This window comes from Mycobacterium sp. NPDC003323 (genome assembly GCF_053589535.1).
This window is the reverse complement of record NZ_JBSFSB010000001.1, coordinates 702059-727234: the sequence shown is the minus strand read 5'-3', so window position 1 is coordinate 727234 and position 25176 is coordinate 702059. Positions and strand designations below refer to the sequence as shown.

Here is a 25176-nt window from a genome sequence, read left to right as displayed (position 1 = left end):
TGTTATGCCTCCTCGGCGATCTCGGCCAAACCGTCGGTGATGACGAGGTCGGCTCCGCGTGCAGTTTCGAATGCGTAGCTGGTGATTCCATCGGTGCTGGATTTCCGCCAGATGGTGGTGGTCAGGTCGTCACCGGGCAGCACCATCTTCGAGAAGCGCACGGCGAACCTCTTGAGCCGGTGCACGTCTGAGCCGGCCACCTCGGTCAGCACGGCCCACGACGTGAAGGCCATCGTGCACAGCCCGTGCGCGATGATGCCGGGCAGACCGGCGTCACGGGCCACCTCTTCGTCGAGGTGGATCGGCATCGGGTCACCCGCGGCCGGGCTGTAGCGGAAGGTCTGATCGTCGTCGACATGCTGGGTCACGGTGGCGACGGGTGGGTGGGCACGTAATGCGTCGTCGAAGCGGTGACTGGGGCTCAGTTCACCGACCGCCTTGCCCGCGTCGAATCCACGCACGAACGTCGTCACATACTGCTCGTTGACCAATTCCCCGTCCTCGGTGCGGCATTCGAGGTAGATCGCCGCCCGGGTCCCGTTCTCGAGACCTTCATAACCGATCATCTTGCCTCGCGAGACCAGCCGGTCCCCGGGTTTGATCGGCCGATGGAAGTGGAAATCCTGTTCGCCGTGCACCACCCGAGGAATCAACTCGACGGGCAGCACATCGACCGCCGGCACCAGCAGCGCCTCGAACACCGGCACGATGGCGAACACCGGAGGTGCAATGTGCCCCGCCCGGTGTGCGGCGATCGGATCGTTCGTGGCGGCGGCGTACGCCGCGAGGCGGTCCTCGGTGACCTCGAAGCGCTCCTCGTCGGTCCAGGTGTTCAGCCCGCTGTCATCGAAGACGAGTTCCGGGTCGCTGGTCACGTTGTTGGTCACCGTCATGCCGACGCCCGAGCCAGTGCGTCCAGAGCGTCCAGACTCTTGTCGAGCTGCTTGACACCGTCCTTCTCGACCGCCTTGGCCAGCGCACCCTTGACCAGTGCTCCCTCGAAGTCACCGGCGACGGTGAATCGAGAACCGTTGCCGGCCGGCTCGATGGTGAAGGTGAATCGCGCCTTGACGCCCGCCATTCCGGTTCCACTGAGCACGAGGCGCCCGGGCGCTTCGACCTCTTCGACGGTCCAGTCGATCTTGTTGGCCATTCCCAGCATGACGATCTTGGCGCTGAGTTTCACGCCGGCGGTGAGCGTGCTGGGCGGTTCGTCCAGCCACTTGTCGTGCACGGTGAACCACTTGTCCCAGGTCTGCGGGTCCGCCACGGTGGCCCACAGATCGCCGGGCCCGGCGGTCAGCTCGCGAGTTGCTTCGATATGTCCCATGGGTGTTCTCCTTCTGCGTGTTTGGACGATCAGCGCTGTGCGCGCCGATAGGCGGTGACGACGGCGGCGCCGCCGAGCCCGATGTTGTGTTGCAGCGCGGCGGTCACGTTGTCCACCTGACGCTTGTCCGCGGTGCCGCGCAGCTGCCAGGTCAGTTCGGCACACTGGGCCAGACCTGTCGCACCGAGCGGATGACCCTTCGAGATCAAGCCACCGGACGGGTTGACGACCCAGCGACCGCCGTAGGTGGTGTCACCGTTGTCGATGAGCTTTGCCGCCTCGCCTTCGGCGCAGAGGCCGAGGGCTTCATAGAGCAACAGTTCGTTGGCGGAAAAGCAGTCGTGCAACTCGATGACCTGGAAATCCTCGGGGCCGAGCCCGGACTGGTCGTAGACCTGTTGCGCGGCAGCAACATTCATATGGTATCCGATGAGCGCCTTGCAGCTTCCGTCGAAACTGTTCTCGAAGTCGGTGGTCATCGCCTGACCGACGATCTCCACGGCCTGGTCGGCCAATCCATGCTTGTCGACGAAGTCCTCACTGGCCAGGATCGCAGCCCCGGACCCGTCAGATGTCGGCGAGCACTGCAGCTTGGTCAGCGGGTCGTAGATCATCCGCGACGCCAGGATGTCGTCCAGACTGTATTCGTCCTGGAACTGCGCGTACGGATTGTTGACCGAGTGTTTGTGGTTCTTGTACCCGACCTTTGCGAAATGTTCTGCGGTCGAACCGTATTGCTGCATGTGCTCGCGTCCCGCGGCGCCGAACATCCAGGGTGCCGGCGGAAAGAGCACCTCGGATATCTCGGCGAGCGCCAAGAAGTGCTTGGCCATCGGCTGTTCGCGATCGTCGTAGGTCGACCCGAGCGATCCGGGCTGCATCTTCTCGAACCCGAGTGCCAACGCACACTCGGCGAGTCCGCTGCGAACCGCGCGCGCCGCCAGGTAGAGCGCGGTGGAGCCGGTGGAACAGTTGTTGTTCACGTTGACAATCGGAATGCCGGTCAGCCCCAGCTCGTAGACCGCCCGCTGCCCCGAGGTGGACTCGCCGTACACGTAACCGACATAGGCCTCCTGAATCTCGCGGTAGTCGATGCCGGCATCGGCCAGCGCCTTGGTGCCCGATTCACGGGCCATGTCGGGGTAGTCCCAGCCCTCGATCGCGCCAGGCTTCTCAAACTTCGTCATCCCGACACCGATGACGTAGGTCTTTCTGGGCATGATTCTCACTTTCTCTCCGGTGCCTAAAACATACCGTCTGGTTTGTATCTAAGCAAGAGTGAATCAGACGGGTGTCCCCATCGTGAGATGGTTACCGTCCAAAGAGGATTCGATCGTGCCGGTCATGGACAGCTGGTTGGCGATCGTGACGTTGCTCGCCCGCAGATAGCCGCGGTCGCTCCCGTCAGCGCCGCTGACGACGATGTTCGCGGTGTAGGTGATGTTGGTGAGGCTCGGATTGTTGGTGGTCGTTTCCGTTCCGTTGAGGATCATTCCCGCCTCGTCCTCGAAGTCGACGTAGGTGACCGTCGTCGTGGTGATATTGCCGACCTTGGTGGTGGTGACCTCGGCCCGGCCGCCCACCCGACCCTCGCGTGCCGGCTCCAATGGCGTCGCCTTGGGGACCACCGTCGCCAGCGCCGGAGCCCACGACGAGGTATCGGGCGTCGCGTTGCCGGCGGGCATGGTGCCGCCGTCGATGTTTCGCAACTCGGCCACGACCAGCCGCGTGTCGGTCGGGTCGGTGGTGCTACGTTCCCAGAACGCGACGCTGGTCCCGTCGGGACTCCAGTTCGCTACGGGCACAGAGTTGTACGCACCGGTGGGATCGCCGAGGAACAGGCCGTTCTCCCGATTCAACTCGTCCTCGCGCGACACCACCCAGGCCTCGTTGAGCGTGCCCTTCTTCGCCTGAAATGTCGGGAAGACGACATAGGCCGGGACGAAGGTGGGCCGCACGATCTGCGACATCGGAGTCAGATAGTCCTTGGTGCGCGAACTTCCCACGGCGAGCCATTCACCGTTGGGCGACATGTCCACCGATTCGTCATAGTCGAGGTTGGCGGTCAGTCGGGACACCTGGCCGGTGTGCAGATCCACCAGCACGCTATCGGCATTGCCGGCCTCGTACTTGCCGGAGAAGTCGGTGACGATGACACCCGAGCCGTCCTGGGTGAAGTTTTTCAGCTCACCCCCGATATAGACCGCCCGCGCGTCCACGACGTCATATCCCGTCTCGGTGCGCTGGAGCGTACCGACCGAAGCGACGAGTTGGGTGGCCGGTCCGGCCGCCAGCAGCTGCGTGAAGCCGACGTGCTCGCCGTCGGGTGCCACTCTCAGCTCACGCTGCTTCTGTACCACGGTCACACCCGGCGCGACCGCGGTCGGCACGTTGATCTTCAGCAGCGCCGAGCCGACGCCACAGGAACTGACCCCGCCGGCACATTCCAGGATGTAGTGCTCCGCGGTCTCCCCGCCGGTGTCCGACTGTGTGCCCGCGCTCAACAGCACCCGGTTGCCATCGTCGAACACAAACGGCTTGGACAAGTTGACGGTGACCTCCGGGGCCAGTCCCAGGGTGAGGCAGGCCAGGCCCGTGCCGTCCAGATTCACCCGGTAGATCTCCGACCGGGTACCGCCCTGTGGCGTGGCACGGAAGACGAGACCCGTTCCGTCCGCAGTGAAGACCGCATTCTGCGGCTGCAGGATGTCATCGGGCAGTGGAACGATGAAGCGTTCACCACTGGGCAGAATGCTCTCGACGTGCAACGAGATCCCCGCCTTGGGATTGCCGTGGTCACGTCTGACGAGGTCACGCAGACTGAAGACATTGTCGGTGACCCGGACCACGAATGTGTCGGTCCCGCCCGCCTGAGCAAAGTCCAGATCCGGTGTGTAGGTGAAGGTCCCGGTCTGCGGATCGATGGTGACGGTGCCGTGTTGCGGACCCTTGACGATCTTGTAGAAGATGCGATCGCCTTCGGGGTCCACCGCGCCGATCTGACCGGTGACCACCCCGTAGGCGCCCTGCACGGTGGTGGGATCATCGCGGAACTCCGGGGACTGATTGAAGAACGACCGGCGCACCCACTCCAGTAGTGCTGCCACGAAGGGAGGTTCGGCCGGCGCGCCGGCGGGCCGGGTGTCCAGCAACGGGCTGTCTACAGACGCGGCCACGGCAACCACGGTCGGCTGCCCGGCACCCGACTCCACCTCGGGCGCCCCGACGGCGGCAGTGTCCTCGCGGTGCACGCTCTGCACGGGGTACTCCACGCGCACCGGTGTCACAGGGATGGTCGGCAGCGTGCTGATTTCGGACGCGGGCTGCTGTGGCGGCGCGGCTAGGCCACCGTCGGTGAGTTCCGTGGCGCTGTCGACGAGCGCCGGTTCGCGATCCGAACGGTCGGCGCCGGTGGCGTCGTGGTCGATGTTCGGCGAACCGGACGGACCTTCGCTCGCGTCGTCGGTCTCGTCGGTCTCGTCGACATCGCTGTCGGCGGTGTCGCCGTTGTCGGTGTCCTCGATGTCGGTGGTGTCGCTGTCCTCGCTGTCGGTGTCGGTGTCGGTGTCCTCGCTGTCGCCGGCGTCGTCGCTGTCGGTGTCGTCGGCCTCCGCGGGTGCATCCGCGCCGCCAGTTCCTGCTTTCGACGACGGCGAGCTGGTCGAGGTGTCGGTGTCGGCATCCAGTGAGTCCGCATACGCCAGACCACCAGCCGGCCCGAACGCGAGCACAGCGGCCGCCGCCAGCGTCACCGACCCGTACTTGCCGGCATGTGCCGCCCGGTCCATCCAGGGCGCCAGGCCGGGCTCGGTGTGGGCGACGGGATCGGCGGAGCCGGCTTCAGAACCTTTGAACACGAGAAAACCTCCAGGTAGACGCGACGACACTGTTACATACATTCCGATACGCATGTTTCATCTCGGAGGTTACTGAGCGGCCACGCGCTCCGCAAGAAATTTGCACAACTGGCAATTGGGTCGAACGGATCAGAAATCGATATAGCGCACGGCGTAGGGCGTCATCCCGGCGTGTCGCACCGGTGAGACCCGCACGACCGACCCCGCGTTGGGAGCCTCCACCATCAGGTTGTCACCCAGGTACAGCGCGACGTGCTGTCCCCCGTTCTCGCCGTAGAAGAGCACGTCGCCGCGGCGCATCTGCGCCACCGGAACCCGCGCGCCCATCTCATACTGCGAGCCCGAATAGTGCGGCAGCGCGATCCCGACTCCGGCAAACGCGTACATCATCAGTCCCGAACAGTCGAAACCGACGATGTGTTCGCCGCCATCGATGCCCCGGGTCGGCCCGGATGCACCTCCACCACCCCACGAATAGGCGATACCGCGTTGCGAAAGCGCACGGGCAATCACCACTTCGCTGGCACGCCTGCCCACACCGGTGGGAAGTTGCCCGTAGCTCATGCCGGTGCGCGCGCCCTCGAGCGGCGTCACCAAGCCGAGCTGCGCCAGAAACGCCCCGCCCATCGCACTGGTCTCGCGCACCGACTCCTCGGCGACCGACATCAGCCGAGCTATCACCTCGGCGGGCTCACGCGCCGCCGAGGTCATCTGGGCTCCCTGCGATCCGGGCACGGCCGCGCCGGCTGCACCGACGGCTGCATCCAACGCGGCCTGCGCCGCGTCGCGTTCGGCGACCAGCTGGGCAACCGTGCGCTGGCGATCCTCCAGCGTCCGTTGCGCATCCGCCAGCGAGCGCACCGCCTCATCTCGACGGTCAGCCGCAACCGCGACCGCACGTTGCGCGCTCGCCGCCGTCGCACGGGCGCGGCGATGCTCATCTTCGCGTACCTGCTGCGCCGCCGCCAGAGCCCCGGTAGCGGCCCGCTGCCGGAGCGAGATCGCCTGCATCTGAACAGCAGTCTCGATGACCTCACCGGGATCACCGCCTAGCAGTCCGGCAGCGGACGGGCCGTTCATATAGGCCGCCGCAGCGAAGTCGTCGAACTCATCCTGAGCTCGTTCGAGCTGCCGATGCGCCGCCGTCGACGCGGTGCCGGCTGCGTCTTCTGCGCGCTGCGCGGTGCGTGCCTCCACGAGGGCCTGCTGCGCGCCGACCACGGCCCGGTTCACCTTTTCCCGCTCGCCACCGATCAGCAATTGCTGGTCGTTCAGCTGCTGCTCGGCGGCAGCGACCGCGTGCACGAGACGGGTGACGTCCTGGGCATCGGCCGGCCCGGGTGTGGCGACCGCGACGCCGGGTGCTGTCAGCACCAGGAGTGCGGTCAACAGTGCCGCCAGAGGTTTCATGAGTCACGACCGGCTCAGGACGCCGCGATGCGCTCTGTCGCACTCTGGAATCCACCGGCACTGGCCTCGACGGTGGTGCCGGCCGGCGCGTCGATCTCGGCGAATCCGCGATCATCGGTGGTGGCGCTCGAAGCGCCCGCGGTGACCTTGACACCCCGTACCGGGCGGGCGGTGTCGTCCTCGGGAAGTTCGGTGGTGACCCGAACTCCGCCATCGACCGCGGCGATCTTCAACACCGGCTTGTCGATGGTGGGGCAATCGGATTGGGTCGGGACGCCGGTGTACTTCCTCCCGTTGACCTCAGCGGACACATCGCCCGAGAACTTGTTCTGTGAACCGACTTTGATCGTTCCCTTGAGGTATCCGGACTGCTCGCCGCGGCCCTTGAGATTGGCCGACCACTCGGCTCCCGACGTGGCGATCGGGATCACGATCTTCTCGGTTCCGTCGAGGAAGGACTTCCCGTCATCGGAATAGTTCTTGTAGTCCACCGAGTAGGAGCCGATGGCGTAGGCGCCGAGGTACTGAACAGTGGCCGTGCCGGAGTGCTTACCCTTCAAGACCCGCAGGGCAACTTGCCGTCCCATCATCGGGTTGAAGTCCTTGACCGGCACGGACCATGTGGCGATCGCTTCCGGGTCCTGGTGCACCGGAGCCAGGGGCTGCGTCGGCTTGCGGGTTCCGAAGGCGATGATGCTGGTGCGCCAGGGTGTTTCGGGGGCTCCGGGCCCGTCTGCGCCGGCCGGGCGCTGCTGTTCGTTGATGACTGCTCGGGTCGAATCGGGAAACCAACTCCAGCCCCGGATGGTCCAATCCGCGTCGATCACGATGGGCTGCCCCGAGTAGCCCCCGAGCTGTTGACCCGGGTCCATCGACATCAGCCACGGCTCATTCATGCAGCGGCGGTTGTTCCACAGGCTCACCCGGCCGATCTGACCGAACGCCCCGCTGTCGATCAAGGATGGCCGCTGCAGAGCGGTGAAGACATCCATCCGATCGAGTCCACGTGCCGAGGTGAAGTACACACTCTTTCCGTCGGGCGCGACGTCGGCGGCCTCGTTGTAGTCGAGGTCGGTGGTGAGCTGTCGACGCTCGCCGGTCGCGGTGTCCATCAGGTAGATGTCGTAGTTGAGGCCGGTCGAGGTCGTCTGGTACTTCAGGATTCGCCCGCCTTCATGCCAACTCGCACCCTCATAGAAGCGCATCGCATTCGCGAGATCCGCAGCGTAGTCCGACTTCTTGGCCCATGTCGGGCTGAAGACGCGCTGCTCGGTCAACTCGTAGCCCTTGGCGGTCTTGGTCAACTTGGCGATACTCATCCGGGTGCCTTCGACTGCCGAGACCTCGTTCCACGAGACGTATTCGCCATGCGGATCGGGCTTGGCCTCGCGGTTCTGCGCCGGAAGGTTGCGCTTGTCGGACGGGAACTTGACCTTGGTGGTGCTCTTCTCCTGGCAGTCGTAGATCGACGGCGCGCACTCCAGAAGTGAGTAATTGATGCTGCCCGTTCCACCGCTGCCGGGGTCGTCGGTGGACTGCTGACCGGAGGTGTCGGCGAACCAGATGCGTTTGCTGTCCGCCAGCGCCAGGACCTTGGTGACATTGGTGGCTGCACCGCAGGAGATGCACTGGTAGCCGGCCCCCTCCAGATCGGTGACCCCCAGTTGGGTCTTGCCGTCCACCACCACTTCGACCAACAGATGCTCCGCATCGGGACTGAGGTCTGCGGTGTGTGCCCGCACGCCGTCGGGCAACTGGAACTCGATGACCTTCTCGATGCTGAACGGCTCCAATGCCGGTGCCGCCGGTGCGCTGTCGGGCTCCGAGAGCGCCGTTGGTGTGCTGACGCCGACGCCGGCCAGCAGGGCGGCGGCCAGCCCCGTGGCCATCACGGATCGATACAGTGCGAGCGACACTTTTCAGCCTCCTTTGGCGGTGCGACGAACGCAGCGCGGGCGGGTCACCCAGGAAACTGCATCGTCCACCGATCAGTGGACTGCTTCGGTCTGAGGATGTCTGGAAGGCTTGTTGACGATTACCTGTCGATGGTCACGACGTCGGTGCCGCTCCGACGCGGGGCAGCCTCACCGTCACCTGCGTCCCACAGCCCGGCTCGGATTGCAGCACCACCGAACCCCCGTAGCTGGTGACGATCGCGTGCACGATGGCCAGGCCGAGTCCGCTGCCCGCCGCGCCACCGTCGGCGCTGGTGAAGAATCGTTCGAAGACGCGTTCGCGATCGCCGGCCGGGATACCGTCACCGTTGTCGGCGAGCACCATGCGCACCGCGTCCGGGTCAGCCTCGACGGTGATCTGGATATCGGCGGCCGGGCCGCCGTGTGCCAGGCTGTTACTCACGATGTTGCGCAGTACCTGCGCCAGTCGGTCGGCGTGGGCGGATACGAAGAGCTCTTCGTCGGGAATGGCGGTGGTGACCGTGCGGTCCGGCGCGATGACGGCGACATCCTCGGCGATGACTGCGCACAGCGCACACACCTCGACATGCTCTGTCGGCAGCTGTTGGGGCGCTTCGACGCGGGCCAGCAGCGTCAACTGGTCGAGCAGACTGCGCATCCGGTCGCATTCCTCGACAATGCTGCGCATGGCTCGTTCGGTGTGCTCGATCTGGGACGGGCGCTGGAAGTGCAGCTCGGACCAGCCCTGAATTTTCGTCAGCGGCGTCCGCAATTCATGGGAGGCATTGGCGATGAAGTCCCGCAGCTCGGTCTCCGTCCTGGCCCGCCGATCCACCAGAGCGGCAATGGCGTTGGTCAACGTCGCCGACTCCCGGTACTTGCCCGCGCTCTGACGGACCCGGCGCATGGCACCGGTCGGAGGACGCTCTCCGAGCGTGGCCACCAGATCGGTCAGTGTGCTCAGCGGACGGGTCGTCCGTCGGACGACGAGCGTGATCGCCACCGCCGCACCGATCATCGTCACCACCGAGATCACCACCGACGCACCGACCATCACCCACAACAACTTTGTCGACGATCGCGTGCCCAAGGCGATGACGGCGGAATCTGCGGAGACAAGGTCGCCGGTGGCCGTGCTCGTGATCAACACCGGATGTTCGAACCGCACCAGCTGCGCCTTGACCATCTGATGGTTCAAGGGAACATCGACGATGCCGCCGGCGGCCACGGCGCCCAACATCCGGTCGAGCTCGGCCGGTGCCAGTTCCGTCGGCGAGGTCTGCCACACCGCACGCCGGCCACGGTCGGCGGCGAACACGATCGTCGCGGTCCGTGACATTCGCGCCGCGAACTGGTCCGGGTCGATGACCACCGACTGCCCTTGTGCGCCGAGATGACCCAGCACACGTGCCGCCAGGTCGACCTGACTTCGGGTGTAGACGTTGAGCAGTGCGGCAAGCCCGACGACCGCAGCCACCGAGATCAGCAGCACGGCGATACACACGATGGCCAGGGTCCGGCTTCGCACGGTCGCGACCATCGACGGCGCCTGGCTTCCGGACCGTCCGACGATGGGCAGCGATCGGCGGCGCCGCCTCAACCCGCGCACCGGCGCAGCGAGTAACCGAAACCGCGCACCGTATGAATCAGCGGCTCACCGCCGGCATCGATCTTCTTGCGCAGATTCGACACCACCTTCTCGACAACCATCCCCTCACCGCGAAAGTCGTACTGCCACACCTGATCGAGGATCTGTCCGCGCGACACCACCCGCTCGGCATTGCGCATCAGATAGACGAGCAGTCGCAACTCGGTGGGCGTGAGCGCCACCGCCTGCTGTCCCCGCCGCACGGTCAACCGCTGCATGTCCACCGTCAAATCGGCGTAGGTCACGCACTCGCCGTCGCCATCGCTGTCACCGCTGCGCGAGCGCCGCAACACCGCTTCGATGCGGGCCAGTACCTCGGTGGGGTGGAAGGGCTTGGTGACATAGTCGTCGGCGCCGCCGCGCAGCGCTTCCACCTTCGACTCGATATCGTTGCGTGCGGTCAACAGGATGATCCCCGCCGCGGCGTGATACCCCCGAATCCGGGGAATCAGGCTCGCGCCGTCCACATCCGGCAGCCCCAGATCGATCAGCGCGAGATCGACCGGGGTGGCCGCGGCAACGGCCACCGCCTCGGCACCGCTGCCGGCGCGCACGACCGCGTATCCGGACAGTTCCAAAACACATTCGAGCAAATCACAGATTCCGGCGTCATCGTCGACGATCAGCACCGATGTGGACATCTCCGGCAACTGCTCCTCACGACCGATACCGAATGGCCCGAATCGTGCTCACCGCCACAGTCTTCGCGCGAGATCCCGACCGCCGATCAGTCTACCGATGCGATGCACGATCGCCCCGCGAAGCGGCCCATAGGGGTACCACGTCAGCTCCGAGCGCAGCGGCGTCCGGGTGGCGACGATCGCTTGCGGTCGACAGAACTTGTAGATCGCATGACGTCCGTTGCGGGTGCCGATGCCCGATTCGCCACGACCACCCTGCGGCAGCGCCAGCGTGAACAGATTGGCGAAGACGTCGTTGATGTTGACCGCGCCCGTGTTCAGTCGACTTGCCAGTCGTTGTGCGCGTGCAATATCGGCCGAGAAGATCGTCGCCGACAAACCGTAACGGGAGTCGTTGGCCAGATCGATCGCCTCGGAGTCGCCGCTGAACCGCATCACCGGGAGCACCGGACCGAACGTCTCGTCCCGCATGCAGCTCATCGAGTGATCGACACCGACGAGGACGGTCGGCGGATACCTGCCCGATCGTGCGTCCAGCGCCGCTGCACCGGGACCGCCGGTCACCGCGCGTGCGCCCCTACTGAGCGCATCCTCGACGTGTGCAGCGACGATTCGATACTGTTCGCGGGTGATAAGCGGGCCGACGTCGACCTGGTAGGACTGCTGGTCGCTGCCGGTGCGCAGCGCTCCCACCTTGTCGGTGACCAAGGTGACGAAGCGGTCGATCACGTCGGCGTGGACGTATACGCGCTCGACGGACGTGCACATCTGACCGGCATTGGCCATCGCACCCCACACCGCGGCATTGGCCGCCCGTTCGAGGTCGGCGTCGGCCAGGACGATCATCGCATCCTTGCCGCCGAGTTCCAGACCGCACGGAATGAGCCGGTCCGCCGCGCGCCGGGCCACCGCCCGGCCGGTGGCCGAGGATCCGGTGAACTGGACGTAGTCGACGTTGTCGACGAGGGCCGCCCCGATCGCAGCACCGCCGCTGCACACCGAGAGCACCGGGGGCGCACCGATCTCCGACCAACCCCGGACCGCCCGGGCGACCGTGGTCGGTGTCACCTCCGACGGTTTGATGGCCACCGTCGCGCCGGCGAGCAAGGCGGGCACCGCGTCGAGCAGGGATAGTCCGAGCGGGAAGTTCCAGGGCGTGATGATGCCGACGACCGGATAGGGCTGCCAGTTCAGCAGCTGAGACTTTCCCAGCGCCAGCAGCCCATGCCTGGCCACCCGCGCGGTGCGCAGCTGACCTGGCGCCAGGCGCCCGTAGTAATTGATCGCGTCGACGACGTAGGGGATCTCGAGATTGGCTTCGGCCCAGGGCTTTCCGGTTTCGCCCTGCAGCGACACGGCAAGTTCCGTCTCATGGTCGAGAAGCCAGTCGCGATACCGGCACAGCCACCGCGCTCGCTGCGCCGGGGGCAGAGCCGCCCATTGCGGGGCCGCTGCGCGCAGGGCGGTTACCGTGTCGATGACGTCCTCGGCCGTCATGTCGTTCGCCGGTTCGGCCGCACGCCGCGGCTCGGGTGCCCCGACTACCAGCAGCGCATCCGTGTCGTGTGATCCCACTGCGCCGCTCTCCCATCCGCATGGCCTGCACCCGCGCTCCAGGGAAAGATACCAACCATGTTGTATGTAAACAACTAGGCGAGGACGTCGGTGGCGATGCGTCGGATGTTCTCGCAGGCGCGCTCCCACCGCCGTCGAGCGCGACCGGCATCCTGGTCGAAGAAGCTTGCCACCAGGATGCCCCGCAGAGCATCCATCGCCGTGTACACCACGTTGCGGATGTCTCGTTGCATGGCCTCGTCGGGCACCAGCTGCGCGATCGCCGCCACCAGGGTGCTGTTCACAATCGGCTCGACGCGGTCGATTTCGCGGGCCAGCGTCGGATCCGTGCGTGCGGCCACCCATAACTCCAGCGTGGCCACGAACACGGGGCCCTGATGCTCTTCCCAGATGAAATCGAGGATGGCCGAGATCGGGTCGGGGTTGGTGCGTACCCGGCCAAGCTGCGTGATGGCACTTTGCGCCCGCTGCTGGGCAAGGTGCTCGATCGCCGCGACGACCAGATCTTCTTTGGACCCGAAATGATGCACCTGGGCGCCCCTGGTGACTCCGGCAAGCTCAGCCACCCGCGCCGTGGTGGTGCCGGCATAACCGTATGCGACCAGACACTGCACAGTGGCATCCAGCAACCGTGTGCGCATCGCGGCGGTGCGCTCGGCCTGAGTTCGCCGGGTCTGTCCCCCACTACCCGAAGGCACAGTCGCCTCCCCCATCCTGTCGTCCTGCGCCGGTGATGACGCCCCCGCAGGCTGACCGGCAGGTACACCCATAGCCGCGAGGTGCCGCCATTGTCCACCACGCAGCGACATCCGGGGTGACCCCACACGGTTTGACGCCGACATGTCCGCGAAGCTCACCGGTGGCGCTCACCGCGCGCACGACGCCGGAAGGCACTGGGCGTCTCACCGGTCCAGCGGCTGAAGGCCCTGGTGAACGCCGCGACCTCGGTGTATCCGAGATGCTCGGCGGCGTCTTGCACCGCGAAGTCCGATGACAACAGCGTCGAGGCCAGCTTCGCGCGGACCTCATCGACGAGCGTCCGGTAACTGGTGTTCTCGTCGGCGAGCCGCCGATGCAGCGTGCGCTCCGACACACACAGTTCGGCGGCAAGAACTGCCATCGACGGCAGATTGCCGGGTTCCCGGCGCAGCCGCTCGCGCACCGGCCCTGCCAGCCCGCGCCGCCACCGGCGGGCGGCCATCAGCTCGTCGCATTGCCGGATGCACTCGGCGGCGGTGACCGCGTCCGCCGCGGGCATCGGACGGCCCAGCAGTGCGCGCGGGATGTACATCTTCGTCCGGGCGGCCGCGGTGTCGATCTCCATCTCGATCCGCAAGCGGCGCAATCTCTGCAGCGGCACCTGGATTCCCGGCAATTCCACGCGCACCACCGCATCCACGGCCAGCTGACCCACCAGCAGCGGCGCCATGTTGATCAACGCATACATGTCCCGCTCGAGCACAAATGGGCGCACGTCTGCGGGAAGGTGGTCATCCGCAAAGGAGATCGCGGCGCCGCCCGCCTCATCACGGCGGGTCAGCCGCAGAGATGTCGACGCCAACACCGCGTAACGACACGCGGTGTCGACAGCCTGGCCGATCGTCGGACTGGCGAGGATGGCATAGCCGAGGACACCCATATCGGCGAGGGTGTATCTGCTGCCCGCAGCTCTGGCCAGAGCGTGCGGATCCGCCACCACGCCCAACATGTTGCGGACCAGCGCCAGTTCCTGGGCGGCGTGCACCTCGCCGATGCCCCCGCGGATGTCGGCCATCGACAGACCGGTGCCGTCGAGGCATACATCCGGCGTAATCCCCTGTGTGCGTGCCGCTTCGAGCAGGCGTCGGCATGTCGATATCGGTCTGGCGGTATCCCACTCGAGCACGTCGAGGTGAACGGGACCGACCGCCGCGGGTTGCTTGGACACTGCGACACTTCCGGTTCAGGCGCGGGCGGTCTTGGGTCCCTTGACCCCGGAGGTCTTCGGTCCCTTGACCCCGGAGGTCTTCGGTCCCTTGACCCCGGCAATCCTCGTCGTCGGGGCGCTGCGATCGGTACGCACGCCCTGCAGACTCGTGGGTCGGTTAGCCCGAGCAGGCCGTTCGCCGTGGTAACCGGTATCGATGATCCGTCGCAGTGGTGCATCCAGTCGGTCGACCAACCTGTCGGGCACGCCCAAAGTTCTCAGGGGTCGCGTCAGCGGCAGCTGGTCGGTCGGCACCAGGACGTGGGTGGTGGTGCCCCCGAGCGAATTGGTGTCGACCGTGACGACATTGCGCGGATCGGCCAGGTCGACGCCACTCTTGTTGGGGTGCTCGTAGATCACGCCCGCGGCGGCGTTCAGCACGGCGAGGATGTTGAGTGGATTGTCCGGGAAATCGGCATATCCGTCGTACTCGTGGACGATTTCGATCGTGTCGTAGGGCGTTTCGACGGGCGCCTTCGGGATCGTCGCGTCCAGAATCGGTAAGCGAACGTGGGGAAGCTTCGCCAATAGGCCGCCGTCACTGTTCGTGGGATCGCCGATCGTGACGAACACCATGTTCTGCGGCGGCGGCGGATCGGCCTGCGCGAGCAACGCACTCTTCTCATAGTTGACCACCACGGCGCCTTGACTGATTCCCACCACCACGACGGGACCACGTGCCTCCGTCAGCGCGGCGCCGAGATTCGCGACTCCGACCGATACCGACTGGTCCAGGGTCAAGTCTCCACGCAGCGGCCAGATGTCGGCGGGGTAGGTGACCCCGACCGGGTCGGGGTCACTGATGATCCCCTGCTCGACCAGCTGGTGCATCATCTCCTCCGAGGGAGTGCCGTTGCCCGTTCCCCCGACGACGAGCGCCTCCCGGGTGTCAGGACCAAACGGCGCGTCGGCCGTCGCGACGCCACCGCCGGTGAGCGCAAGCGCCACTGCGGTCGAGGTGGCCACCGCAGCGGCCCACCGCTTGCCTGGGCGAGCTTCGATGCTCTTGCGCTGCGATGGGTACGACACAGAACCTCCACTGGTGATATATACAAACATTCTCGAATGTATCTAATATCACAGATGCGGGGCATCCGCCCAGGGCCTGTTCAGTTCCCGGGCACGGTGTAGGTGGCGGTGTGAAAGCCGCCCGCCTCGGCCGTCACCGCGGCACCGGGCGCAAGATCCAACACGGCGATCCCCCGTTCGTCGGTGGTCGCGGTCGCCCCACCCGTGGACACGACCGCGCCGCGGACCGCTCGCGCCTGCCCGTCGCCGGGGACCGTGGCGGTGACCCGCACCTGACCTTCCCCCGATCCTGCGGTGACAACGAGCTTCGGCTGCGACGCTGCCGGGCAACTCGCCTGAGTGGGAATGCCGGCAAGTTCTCGCCCGTTGATCACGGACTCGACTTTTCCCTTGTAGAAATTGTCGGGACCCACCACGACCAAACCCCGAAGATGGCCCTTGCGCACACCCCTGCTCTTCAAGTCCGCACTCCATGTGGCCGCAATCGGAGCCGCCGCCACCACCATCTTCTCGAATCCGTCGATGAAGGTCTCACCATCGTCGGAATAGTTCTTGTAGACCACCGAAAACGTGCCGGAGGCATACGTGCCGACGTAGGAGAGCAGAGCCGAGCCGGCGGATTTGCCCTTGAGTAATCTGGCCGGCATCGGACGCCCCATGAAAGGATTGAAATCCTTTACCGGAACCGACCATTGGGCTATCTGCTCGGCGTTCTGGTGCACGGGCGGCTGCGGCGGCGTCGGAGTTCGGGTCGGAAAGCGAAGGATGCTGGTCCGCCGCGGCGTGTTCGGGTCGCCACCGGACCCGCTGCCCGATGGTTTCTGTTGCTCGGTGACCACGGCACGGGTCGAATCGGCGAACCAACTCCAGCCCCTGATCGTCCACGCCGGGTCGATGATCACCGGCTGACCCGAGTAGCCACCCTGCTGCTGCCCGACAGCGGTGTTCATCACCCAAGGCTCGTTCATGCACCGGCGGTTGTTCCATAGGCCGACCCGACCGATCTGCCCGAAGCTGGCACTGTCGATCAGCGGTGGCCGTACCAACTGGGTGAACACCGTCATCCGATCCAGCCCGCGCGCCGAGGTGAAATAGGTGGTGCGGCCGTCCGGCGCGATCTCGCCTTGCTCGTTGTAGTCGATGTCGTTGGTCAACTGCCGCCGCTGTCCGCTCGCGGTGTCGAGGAGATAGATGTCGTAGTTCAAACCCGTGCTCGTCGCCTGGTACTTGAGCGTGCGGCCGCCGTTGTGCCAGCTCGCGCCCTCGTAGAAACGGGCGGCGTCGACCAGATCAGCGGCGTAGTCCGACTTCTTGTCCCACGCGGGGCTGAACACCCGTTGCTCGACGAGGTCAAAGGTGTCCCGACCGCGCACCAGCTTCGCGATACTCATCCGGGTTCCCTCGATCGGACTGACCTCATTCCACGTCACGTACTCGCCGTACGGATCCGGCTTCGCCTCGCGGTTCTGACCGCCCAGGAGGCTGCCCCCGGAGGGGAACTTCACCGGTGTGGACTTCCTGTCCTTGCAGTCGTAGATGGACGGACTGCACTCCAACATCGTGTAGGTGAACTTGCCGGTGCCGCCGCTGCTTCCCTCGGCAAACCAGATCCGCTTATCGTCTTCCAGCGCGGTGACCTTCGTGGCGCTCTTGGCGACACCACATGTCACGCAGCGGTATTGATCGCCGGCCAGATCGGTGATGGCCACCTGGGAACCGCCGTCGGTGTCGATTTCCACGATCAGATGCTCACCGTCGGGCGTGATCTCGGCCGCGTTTCCCTGACCGACACCGGAGGGAAAGTCGAAGTCGATGACCTCTTCCACGACGAAGGGCTCCAATGCGGAACCGGCGGACGTCTGCGGGTCGGCCACGCCGGTGGGTGAGCTGACGACAACGGCCGCCGTGACGGTGATGACCGTCAGGCCGGCGGAAAGGCAGGAAACAAGGCGCATGGCTGGTGGGATCCTCCGGAATTGCTCGGTACCGTCGTGACACTTTCGAATTCCACTGCGGGAACCTGTCGAAAGCCTGACGACGGGTGGAGGTTTAACTACCGATCCGGATGTGTGTGCCGCGCGGGCGCGCGCAGCACTATTCCGACCTTTCGATCAGCGGACCGCCGGGCGCGTTGTTCGGGTTCGGCGTGAAGCGCACGTCCGGGATCATCGTCGCCGGGTCACGGCCCCAGGCCTGTTCCAGTGCCCGCATCATGCCCGAGATACCGGTACCCGACAGGAACCCGTTGTCGATCGCACTCAAGGTGAGATCAATGGTGACCGAGGCGTTCATGTAGTCGCCGCGGATGACCTTGTCCACGTTGTCGATCGGGAATGGTGTCGTCAGCAGCAGCTTGAGCGCACCCACCAGGTACGGCGAGGCCTTGGCCAACTCCCGCAACGGACGCTGCAGGTTCTTCAGGTTTGTGTTAAGGTTGGCATTGGTGTTGCTCAACGTCTCATCGGCGGTCGCACTGAGCCGCCCCAGCGCGGTCACCGCGTCGGCGAAAAGATCCCGAGTCTGCGCAAAATGCTGGATCAACGGCGGGAACTCGGTGAGCACCCGATCCAACGTCTCATTGCGCTCGGCCACGATGGCCAACAACCGATCCGTCGAATCGATCGCCCGGGTGATGTCCTGGCGCTGCTGATTCAACTCGAACGTGAACGTGTCCAACCGATTCAGGAACTCCCGGATCTCCCCCGAGCGCCCCGTCAGGATCGCATTGACCTCGTTCTGGATCACCTCGATATTCGGGATACCACCACCGGTCAGGATGCCCGAAATACTGGCCAGCGTCCGCTCGATCGTCGGGAACGCCATCGAGCGCTCCAACGGAATCGTGTCCCCATTGCGCAGCGGCTCCGGCGACGGATCCTCCGGCTCATCCAGTTCCACGTGCTGCGAACCCAGCAACGAGGTCTGCCCGATCCGCGCCAGCGCGTTGTTCGGCAACTGCACCCCGGGCTCCAGATCCACCGTCAGCAGCGGCACCCAGTTCTTCAACTCGATCTTGCGCACCCGCCCGACGAACACATCGGCAACCCGGACCCGACTGTTCGCGTTGAGCGCCAACGTCTCCGGCATCTGGATGTAGATCGTCGAGTGCCCCGACTGAGTGCCCGGACCACCCGGCAACGGAACGTTGGCGATACCGCGCCACTGCCCACAACCGGACAGCATCAGCCCGGCCGCCAGCAATGCGGTGATCCGACGGCACGACGACCCCAATCGCATACCGGCACGCTATGGCCGGGCACACCGCATGTGAATGCTCGAACCGGACGGCGATTTGATATTTCCGGACAGCCGGGAATTCAACCCGCGAGCGTGGCCGGCCGCAGCACCACCACGGGCCGGGTGCGCGTGGCACCGTCCTCCAGCAACGCCATCACCCGCCCGTCGGGTGCCACTGCGGCGTACACGCCCTCGATGCCGGCCGGTTCCAGCGGCCGCCCGTGGCTGGTGTCCTCGGCCTGCTGTTCGGTCAGGTCGCGGCGGCCGAAGCCCAGCAGGCAGGCCGCGTCCAAGTCATAGGACAGCTCGGCCGCCTCGGCCAGGTCGTCGAGGCTGCGGGCCTCGCCCAGGCCGTAGCGGCCCACCGCGGTGCGCCGCAGCGCGGTGAGGTGCCCGCCCACCCCCAGCACGGCGCCTACATCGCGTGCCAAGGCCCGGATGTAGGTCCCCGAGGAACAGTCGACCACCACGTCGACATCGACGAAACCGGAGCCCCGACGCACCGCGCGCACGTCGAACCGCGCGATGTGCACCGGTCTGGCGGGCAGTTCGACGGCGCGGCCCTCGCGCGCCAGTTTGTAGGACCGTTCGCCTGCCACCTTGATCGCGCTGACCGCCGAGGGCACCTGTTCGATAGAGCCGCGCAGCCCCGCAATTGCGGCCTCGATCTCGCCATCGGTGATGTGCTCGGCCGGGACCGTCTGGAGCACCTCGCCTTCGGCGTCCTCGGTGGACGTGGTCTGCCCGAGGCGAATGGTGGCGGCATAGGACTTGTCGGTGCCGGTGATCAACCCGAGGATCTTGGTCGCCCGTTCGATGCCGATGACCAGGACGCCGGTGGCCATCGGATCCAGCGTCCCGGCATGCCCCACCTTGCGGGTGCCGAAAAGGCGCCGGCAGCGGCCGACGACATCGTGACTGGTCATCCCGGCCGGCTTGTCGACGATCACCAGGCCGGCCGGCCGGACTGGCCTGCTCACAGTGTGATCGCCGTCAACGCAATTCCGTCGGCCACCGACCAGCGACCCGACAGCGCGGTCAGCGGCGGACCGTGCTCGGCGGCCGGGTCGATCAGGATGGTCGACCGGAACGTTCCCGAGGTCCCGGACTCATCCGGGGTGAAGCTGATGTGGGCGTCCTCGAAACCCAGCCACCGATGTGTCAGCGGGAACCAGGCCTTGTAGGTGGCCTCCTTGGCGCAGAACAGGATTCGGTCCCAGTGCAGGCCCGAGGGCAGGGCCGAGAGTTCGTGACGCTCGATGGGCAGGCTGATGGCGTCCAGCACACCCTTGGGCAGCACGTCGTGCGGTTCGGCGTCGATGCCCACCGAACGCACCTCACCGCGCCTGCCGACCACGGCACCGCGGAATCCGTCGCAGTGCGTGAGGCTGCCGACCACGCCGTCGGGCCAGCACGGTTCGCCCTTGTCGCCCTTGAGGATCGGCACCGGTGCCACGCCGATCTCACCGAGTGCGATGCGGGCGCAGTGACGCACCGTGACGAACTCGTTGCGCCGCTTGGCCACCGACCGGGCGATCAGCGGCTCCTCCTCCGGCAGCGGCGACAGGTCCGGCGGGTCGTCGTACAACTCGGCGGTGACGACCAGGTCGGGTACGACGGCGGGCAGCAGTGCCACTAGAGGCCCCTGCGCGACTTGATGCGGTCGTTCATCTTCTGCGCGTTCTGCCGCATCTCCTCGGTGATCTCGAAATGTCCGCCGAACTCGTTGAGATATCCGGGCGCGTACTGGGGGTCGGGCAGGATCTGCCGCAACCAGCGATAGGGCTTGCGGCGCCGCCATTCTCGCGGATAACCGACGGATACCTCTTCGAAGCGCACATCGTCATACCAGGTGGTGCGCGGGATGTGCAGGTGCCCGTAGACCGAGCAGATGGCGTTGTAACGGGTGTGCCAGTCCTTGGTCGCGGTCGTTCCGCACCAGAGCGCGAACTCGGGATAGAACATCGCATCGCAGGGTTCACGCACCAGCGGGAAGTGATTCACCAGCACGGTGGGCGTCATCCAGTCCAGGTCTTCGAGGCGCTTGCGGGTGTAGGCCACCCGGTCGCGACACCACGCGTCGCGGGTGGCATACGGCTCGGCGGACAGCAGGTATTCGTCGGTGCCGACGATATTGCGTTCCTTGGCCAGCGCCAGCCCCTCGGCCTTGGTGGCGGTGCCCTCGGGCAGGAACGAGTAGTCGTACAGCAGAAACATCGGCACGATGGTCGCCGGGCCGCCCTGCTCGTTCCACACCGGATACGGGTGCTCGGGGGTGATGACGCCCATCTGATCGCACATGTCGACCAGGTAGTCGTAGCGGGCTCGGCCGAAGATCTGCATGGGGTCGCGCGTGGTGGTCCACAGTTCGTGGTTGCCGGGCACCCAGATGACCTTGTCGAACCGTTTGCGCAGCAGATCCAGTGCCCAGCGGATCTCATCGGTGCGTTCTCCGACGTCGCCGGCGACGATCAGCCAGTCGTCGGGGCTCGACGGATACAGCGATTCGGTGACCGGCTTGTTCCCGGTGTGGCCGGTATGCAGGTCGCTGATCGCCCACAGCACCGGTCGGCGTTGTTCTCGTGACGGCAAGGACACAACAGTCCAGCCTACTTGCAGCGGCACGGCGCTCGGAGATGACCGAACCCCGGCAACTAGAACTTGTTCTCGTTTAGACTCCCGGCAGGGTTCCGCACGGACCCGCGGGTCGGATGACGAAGTGTGGGGGTTTGATGGGTGCCAAACTGCGGCTGCTGTCGGCGCTGAGTGCGCTGGTCGCGGCGGTGATCGTGGTGTGGCAGGCCAACCCGGTCGGCGCTCCCGCCCAGGTGAGCGTCGCCGACCTGCCGATGACCAACGTGTCCACCACGATCAAATGGCCGGTCATCGAGACCACCGATCCGCGCCCGTTCGATCCGTGCGAGGAGATTCCGCTGGATGTGGTGCAGCGCATCGGGCTGGCGTTCACCCCGCCCATGCCCGAGGACGGGCTGCGGTGCAAGTACGACGCCGGCAACTACCAGATGGCGGTCGAGGCTTTTGTGTGGCGGACCTATGAAGCCACCTTGCCCGCCGACGCCGTCGAGCTCGACATCGCCGGACACCGGGCCGCGCAGTTCTGGATCATGAAGCCGACCGACTGGAACGACCGTTGGTGGGTGACCTGCATGATCGCTTTCAAGACCAGTTACGGCGTGCTGCAGCAGTCGATGTTCTACTCCCCCATCCATTCGCCGGACCGGCCGGACTGCCTGCAGGTCAACCTGCAGCGCGCGCACGAGCTGGTGCCCTACTACAAGTTCTAGATACGTAATGTCGATCAGGTGAGCTCACCAGTTTCCCGTTACGCACGGCAGGCAATGAGCCGGGCGCTGAAGCTACCCGATCCGACCAACGACTTCGTGGTGCACCGGCGGATACCGGTACCGATGCGCGACGGTGTGGATCTGCTCGCCGATCACTACGAACCGCTGACCGCGACACCGGCGGGCACCCTGCTGGTGCGCGCCCCCTACGGCCGGCGCTTCCCGTTCACCGTGCTGTTCGGCAGCGTGTACGCCACCCGCGGATACCATGTCGTGTTCCAGAGTGTGCGTGGCACTTTCGGGTCCGGCGGTGAGTTCACCCCGATGGTCAACGAGATCGCCGACGGTGTGGACACCGCGGCATGGCTGCGTGAACAGCCCTGGTTCACCGGGACGTTCGCCACCGTCGGCCTGTCGTATCTCGGCTTCACCCAGTGGGCGTTGCTGACAGATCCGCCGCCCGAACTCGCCGCGGCCGTCATCACCGTCGGCCCCCACGATTTCGCCGAATCATCCTGGGGCACCGGCGCCTTCTCACTCAACGACTTCCTCGGCTGGAGCCATATGGTGGCGCGCCAGGAAGATCCCGGTATCGCCGCGGCGCTCATGCGCCAGGCCACCGCGGGCCGGCGTGTCGGCGCGGCCGCCCTGGACCTGCCGTTGGGGACGGGCGGACGCACGCTGCTCGGCGAGGGTGCACCGTGGTACGAATCCTGGTTGCAGCCCCCCGAGGCGGATCCCGAACATTGGCAACGGCTGAGTGCCACCACCGCGCTGGACCGCGTACAGGTACCGGTGCTGCTGCTCAGCGGTTGGCAGGACCTGTTTCTGGAACAGACGCTCGCCCAATACCGGCATCTGCGCGACCGTGGTGTCGAGACCGCCCTGACCGTCGGTTCGTGGACGCACACGCAGATGATGACCAAGGGCGGGCCGACCGTCATCCGCGAAACCCTCGACTGGCTCGGCGCCCACCTGAACCGGTCGCGAGAACCATCGCGTGGTCCGGTGCGTATCCATGTCCACAATGGGTTCGGCGACGGCTGGGTGGATCTGCCGGATTGGCCGCCGGCGGGACCGACGCGCGTGCTGTACCCGCACACCGGCGGCGCGCTCGGCGAGGCGCCGGGCGACGGTGAATCCAGCTTCACCTATCAGCCCGCCCACCCCACGCCCACCATCGGCGGGCGATTGCTGTCGCCCGACAGCGGGTACCGCGACGACTCGGTACTCGCCGAACGCGCCGATGTGCTCGCCTTCACCGGAGAACCCCTGTCCCACGACCTGTACCTGGTCGGCACCCCCGTGATCGAGCTGGCGCATCGCGCCGACAACCCGCACCATGACGTGTTCGTGCGGATCAGCGAGGTGACCGGCAACGGTCGGTCACACAACGTCACCGACGGCTACCGCAGGTACACAAGGGATTCCGACGCCGACGTCATCAGCATCGAGCTCGACGCCGTGGCGCACCGGTTCGCCGCGGGCTCGCGCATCAGGGTGCTGGTCGCCGGCGGCTCGCATCCGCGGTACGCCCGCAACCTCGGCACCGGTGAGCCCGTCGCCTCCGGTACCGCGATGCGACCGGCGACCCACACCGTCAGCCACGGCGAGCGGACCCGGGTGATCCTGCCCGCCGACACCCGGCTCCCGTCAGCCCACTGAGTTCCGCACCCGCGCCGCGATACCGGCCAGCGTGTCGGCATCGTGCACGGGTTCGCCGTAGCGCGGGTCGGGCACCGGCAGCTGCACCCAACTGGCACAGCCGCGGTGATCCGGCGTGCGGGACAACCGCACCGGCTGCCGCAACGGCAGCGTCTGCACCACCAGCACGGTCAGGCGGTGCCGCGGCCGGAAGTCCAGCCGGTCGGCCCGCACGGAGTCCTCGGTCCAGATGTGCAGATCGGCGATCGCACCGATCCGCTCGGGCACGTTGACCGACACGGCGGCAACCACTTTCGCTCCCGCACGCAACAGCACGGCGTCCTCGCTGCTGTCCGCCGAGCCGACCAGCATGTCGCGGTGTTCGGGCCGCACCCGCTCGGTATGGCTGTGTGCGACGGTCGGGAACAGCAGGAACTCCCCCGCGCTCACCTCGAAGCGCTTCTCGTGGATACCGCCCTTGCGCAGCAGCACGGTCTGCCTGCCGTCCAGCAGGGCGTGCACCGCCGCGCCCCACTCCTTGAGCGCGGGTGTGCTCACAGACCCAGCCGGGCCCGCACCTCGGGGCGGCGCAGCGGCGGCACGGTCTTGGGCGGCTGCCGGCGCGGCGGCAGTTGGGCCAGCAGGCGTTCGGTGGTGGCGGTGACCTCGGCGACGGCGGCTTCGAACGCGTCGGCGGTGGCCGCGGTGGGACGGGTGACCCCGCTGATCTTGCGGATGTACTGGCGGGCGGCGGCCTCGATCTCCTCGGATGTCGCCGCCGGTTCCAGTCCACGCAACTCGGTGATGTTTCGGCACATGACCTCAACGATAGGTCGTTGACACGTGTCGATACGGTGTGGAAATGACTGAATCGCCCGTCTTGCTGATCGAGACCACCGACCGGGTCCGCACCCTGACCTTCAACCGGCCGCAGGCCCGCAATGCGCTCTCGGCCCGGCTGCGCGACGAGTTCATCACCGCACTGCGCGCCGCCGAGGCCGACGACGATGTGGACGTCATCATCCTGACCGGTGCCGACCCCGTGTTCTGCGCCGGACTGGACCTCAAGGAACTCGGCGACACCACCGAACTGCCCGACATCTCCCCGAAGTGGCCGCCGATGCGCAAGCTCGTCATCGGCGCGATCAACGGTGCGGCCGTAACCGGCGGATTGGAGATGGCGCTGTACTGCGATGTGCTGATCGCCTCGGAGCGGGCGAAGTTCGCCGACACCCATGCCCGCGTCGGCCTGCTGCCGACCTGGGGGCTGTCGGTGCGGCTGCCGCAGAAGGTCGGCGTGGGGATGGCGCGACGGATGAGCCTGACCGGTGACTACCTGTCGGCCGAGGATGCGCTGCGAGCCGGTCTGGTGACCGAAGTGGTGCCCCACGACGAGTTGATGCCCACCGCGCGGCGGATCGCGGCGACCATCGTCGGCAACAACCAGAAGGCGGTGCGGGCGCTGCTGGAGTCCTATCACCGCATCGACGCCGAGCAGACCCAGGCGGGGCTGTGGATCGAGGCCGAATCGGCGCGGGCCTGGATGGCCACGACGACCGGTGACGACATCGCCGCCAGCCGCAGTTCGGTGATCGAGCGGGGACGGACGCAGGTCTGA

General features: G+C 66.3%; 23 protein-coding genes. 4 read left to right on the top strand and 19 right to left on the bottom strand.

All coding sequences use genetic code 11. The features are described from left to right. Nucleotides 1-2: 2 nt before the first annotated feature. The 13 genes from ACWDUN_RS03195 to ACWDUN_RS03135 form a co-directional block, all read right to left on the bottom strand. Nucleotides 3-893 (bottom strand): MaoC/PaaZ C-terminal domain-containing protein, encoded by an 891-nt coding sequence (locus ACWDUN_RS03195; RefSeq protein WP_449924459.1) that lies wholly within the window; start codon nucleotides 891-893, stop codon nucleotides 3-5. Next, nucleotides 890-1330, bottom strand: coding sequence for a type II toxin-antitoxin system Rv0910 family toxin (locus ACWDUN_RS03190; RefSeq protein WP_067998452.1), 441 nt, complete (start codon nucleotides 1328-1330; stop codon nucleotides 890-892). The genes ACWDUN_RS03195 and ACWDUN_RS03190 overlap by 4 nt, the downstream gene beginning before the upstream one ends. 29 nt (nucleotides 1331-1359) lie before the next feature. After that, nucleotides 1360-2550, bottom strand: a complete 1191-nt coding sequence (locus ACWDUN_RS03185; RefSeq protein WP_449924454.1) for a lipid-transfer protein — start codon at nucleotides 2548-2550, stop codon at nucleotides 1360-1362. Between the two features lie 63 nt (nucleotides 2551-2613). Continuing rightward, entirely contained in the window at nucleotides 2614-5187 is a 2574-nt protein-coding gene (locus ACWDUN_RS03180; protein ID WP_449924451.1) for a hypothetical protein, read from the bottom strand. A 129-nt stretch (nucleotides 5188-5316) separates the two neighbouring features. Next, the gene (locus tag ACWDUN_RS03175) at nucleotides 5317-6597 is read right to left on the bottom strand and encodes an NlpC/P60 family protein (RefSeq protein WP_449924449.1); all 1281 of its coding nucleotides are present in this window, start codon (nucleotides 6595-6597) and stop codon (nucleotides 5317-5319) included. A gap of 14 nt (nucleotides 6598-6611) precedes the next feature. Then, nucleotides 6612-8513 carry a hypothetical protein gene (locus ACWDUN_RS03170; RefSeq protein WP_449924447.1) on the bottom strand — a complete coding sequence of 634 codons (1902 nt, stop codon included), beginning with the start codon at nucleotides 8511-8513 and terminating at the stop codon, nucleotides 6612-6614. Nucleotides 8514-8646: 133 nt separating this feature from the next. Continuing rightward, nucleotides 8647-10041 carry a sensor histidine kinase gene (locus ACWDUN_RS03165; protein ID WP_449924444.1) on the bottom strand — a complete coding sequence of 465 codons (1395 nt, stop codon included), beginning with the start codon at nucleotides 10039-10041 and terminating at the stop codon, nucleotides 8647-8649. Nucleotides 10042-10109: 68 nt separating this feature from the next. Beyond that, nucleotides 10110-10802, bottom strand: coding sequence for a response regulator transcription factor (locus ACWDUN_RS03160; RefSeq protein WP_449924441.1), 693 nt, complete (start codon nucleotides 10800-10802; stop codon nucleotides 10110-10112). 48 nt (nucleotides 10803-10850) lie between these two features. Then, nucleotides 10851-12377, bottom strand: coding sequence for an aldehyde dehydrogenase family protein (locus ACWDUN_RS03155; protein ID WP_449924438.1), 1527 nt, complete (start codon nucleotides 12375-12377; stop codon nucleotides 10851-10853). Nucleotides 12378-12451: 74 nt separating this feature from the next. Beyond that, a complete protein-coding gene (locus ACWDUN_RS03150) occupies nucleotides 12452-13090 on the bottom strand; it encodes a TetR/AcrR family transcriptional regulator (protein ID WP_449924435.1) in 639 nt (212 codons plus the stop codon). A gap of 140 nt (nucleotides 13091-13230) precedes the next feature. Next, nucleotides 13231-14304, bottom strand: coding sequence for an AraC family transcriptional regulator ligand-binding domain-containing protein (locus tag ACWDUN_RS03145; RefSeq protein ID WP_449924432.1), 1074 nt, complete (start codon nucleotides 14302-14304; stop codon nucleotides 13231-13233). A 15-nt stretch (nucleotides 14305-14319) separates the two neighbouring features. Continuing rightward, complete coding sequence (locus tag ACWDUN_RS03140) at nucleotides 14320-15372, bottom strand: PE-PPE domain-containing protein (RefSeq protein WP_449924430.1); 1053 nt, start codon at nucleotides 15370-15372, stop codon at nucleotides 14320-14322. An 80-nt stretch (nucleotides 15373-15452) separates the two neighbouring features. Continuing rightward, the gene (locus ACWDUN_RS03135) at nucleotides 15453-17081 is read right to left on the bottom strand and encodes a hypothetical protein (RefSeq protein ID WP_449924427.1); all 1629 of its coding nucleotides are present in this window, start codon (nucleotides 17079-17081) and stop codon (nucleotides 15453-15455) included. Here ACWDUN_RS03135 and ACWDUN_RS03130 point away from each other — a divergent pair. Further along, nucleotides 17052-17258, top strand: coding sequence for a hypothetical protein (locus ACWDUN_RS03130; RefSeq protein WP_449924425.1), 207 nt, complete (start codon nucleotides 17052-17054; stop codon nucleotides 17256-17258). The genes ACWDUN_RS03135 and ACWDUN_RS03130 overlap by 30 nt on opposite strands. A 208-nt stretch (nucleotides 17259-17466) precedes the next feature. On the opposite strand, the gene ACWDUN_RS03125 is transcribed toward ACWDUN_RS03130, so the two are convergent. The 4 genes from ACWDUN_RS03125 to ACWDUN_RS03110 form a co-directional block, all read right to left on the bottom strand. Beyond that, complete coding sequence (locus ACWDUN_RS03125; protein ID WP_449924423.1) at nucleotides 17467-18609, bottom strand: virulence factor Mce family protein; 1143 nt, start codon at nucleotides 18607-18609, stop codon at nucleotides 17467-17469. 80 nt (nucleotides 18610-18689) lie between these two features. Further along, the gene (gene truB / locus ACWDUN_RS03120; RefSeq protein ID WP_449924421.1) at nucleotides 18690-19589 is read right to left on the bottom strand and encodes a tRNA pseudouridine(55) synthase TruB; all 900 of its coding nucleotides are present in this window, start codon (nucleotides 19587-19589) and stop codon (nucleotides 18690-18692) included. Then, nucleotides 19586-20245: a 4'-phosphopantetheinyl transferase PptT gene (pptT, locus tag ACWDUN_RS03115; protein WP_449924418.1), complete on the bottom strand. Its 660-nt coding sequence runs from the start codon at nucleotides 20243-20245 to the stop codon at nucleotides 19586-19588. The genes truB and pptT overlap by 4 nt, the downstream gene beginning before the upstream one ends. Continuing rightward, complete coding sequence (locus tag ACWDUN_RS03110) at nucleotides 20245-21207, bottom strand: metallophosphoesterase family protein (RefSeq protein ID WP_449924416.1); 963 nt, start codon at nucleotides 21205-21207, stop codon at nucleotides 20245-20247. The genes pptT and ACWDUN_RS03110 overlap by 1 nt, the downstream gene beginning before the upstream one ends. Nucleotides 21208-21341: 134 nt before the next feature. Here ACWDUN_RS03110 and ACWDUN_RS03105 point away from each other — a divergent pair, with 134 nt between their 5' ends. Both ACWDUN_RS03105 and ACWDUN_RS03100 read left to right on the top strand, forming a co-directional pair. Further along, nucleotides 21342-21914: a DUF3558 domain-containing protein gene (locus ACWDUN_RS03105; protein ID WP_449924413.1), complete on the top strand. Its 573-nt coding sequence runs from the start codon at nucleotides 21342-21344 to the stop codon at nucleotides 21912-21914. A gap of 54 nt (nucleotides 21915-21968) precedes the next feature. Then, entirely contained in the window at nucleotides 21969-23579 is a 1611-nt protein-coding gene (locus ACWDUN_RS03100) for a CocE/NonD family hydrolase (RefSeq protein WP_449926207.1), read from the top strand. Here the strand turns inward: ACWDUN_RS03100 and ACWDUN_RS03095 are convergent. Together ACWDUN_RS03095 and ACWDUN_RS03090 are read right to left on the bottom strand one after the other, a co-directional pair. Continuing rightward, a complete protein-coding gene (locus ACWDUN_RS03095; RefSeq protein WP_449924410.1) occupies nucleotides 23568-24116 on the bottom strand; it encodes a DUF1802 family protein in 549 nt (182 codons plus the stop codon). The two genes, ACWDUN_RS03100 and ACWDUN_RS03095, sit on opposite strands and share 12 nt — an antisense overlap. Beyond that, nucleotides 24113-24376, bottom strand: coding sequence for a DUF2277 domain-containing protein (locus tag ACWDUN_RS03090; protein ID WP_449924407.1), 264 nt, complete (start codon nucleotides 24374-24376; stop codon nucleotides 24113-24115). The genes ACWDUN_RS03095 and ACWDUN_RS03090 overlap by 4 nt, the downstream gene beginning before the upstream one ends. Before the next feature lie 44 nt (nucleotides 24377-24420). On the opposite strand from ACWDUN_RS03090, the gene ACWDUN_RS03085 reads away from it, so the two are divergent. Beyond that, a complete protein-coding gene (locus tag ACWDUN_RS03085; protein ID WP_449924404.1) occupies nucleotides 24421-25176 on the top strand; it encodes an enoyl-CoA hydratase in 756 nt (251 codons plus the stop codon).

What these genes read in the sequence shown, in the direction of transcription:
- ACWDUN_RS03195 (WP_449924459.1), bottom strand. Translation starts at nt 893, where the DNA reads ATGACGGTGACCAACAACGTGACCAGCGACCCGGAACTCGTCTTCGAT.
- ACWDUN_RS03190 (WP_067998452.1), bottom strand. Translation starts at nt 1,330, where the DNA reads ATGGGACATATCGAAGCAACTCGCGAGCTGACCGCCGGGCCCGGCGAT.
- ACWDUN_RS03185 (WP_449924454.1), bottom strand. Translation starts at nt 2,550, where the DNA reads ATGCCCAGAAAGACCTACGTCATCGGTGTCGGGATGACGAAGTTTGAG.
- ACWDUN_RS03175 (WP_449924449.1), bottom strand. Translation starts at nt 6,597, where the DNA reads ATGAAACCTCTGGCGGCACTGTTGACCGCACTCCTGGTGCTGACAGCA.
- ACWDUN_RS03160 (WP_449924441.1), bottom strand. Translation starts at nt 10,802, where the DNA reads ATGTCCACATCGGTGCTGATCGTCGACGATGACGCCGGAATCTGTGAT.
- ACWDUN_RS03150 (WP_449924435.1), bottom strand. Translation starts at nt 13,090, where the DNA reads ATGGGGGAGGCGACTGTGCCTTCGGGTAGTGGGGGACAGACCCGGCGA.
- ACWDUN_RS03125 (WP_449924423.1), bottom strand. Translation starts at nt 18,609, where the DNA reads ATGCGATTGGGGTCGTCGTGCCGTCGGATCACCGCATTGCTGGCGGCC.
- ACWDUN_RS03105 (WP_449924413.1), top strand. Translation starts at nt 21,342, where the DNA reads ATGGGTGCCAAACTGCGGCTGCTGTCGGCGCTGAGTGCGCTGGTCGCG.
- ACWDUN_RS03100 (WP_449926207.1), top strand. Translation starts at nt 21,969, where the DNA reads ATGAGCCGGGCGCTGAAGCTACCCGATCCGACCAACGACTTCGTGGTG.
- ACWDUN_RS03090 (WP_449924407.1), bottom strand. Translation starts at nt 24,376, where the DNA reads ATGTGCCGAAACATCACCGAGTTGCGTGGACTGGAACCGGCGGCGACA.
- ACWDUN_RS03085 (WP_449924404.1), top strand. Translation starts at nt 24,421, where the DNA reads ATGACTGAATCGCCCGTCTTGCTGATCGAGACCACCGACCGGGTCCGC.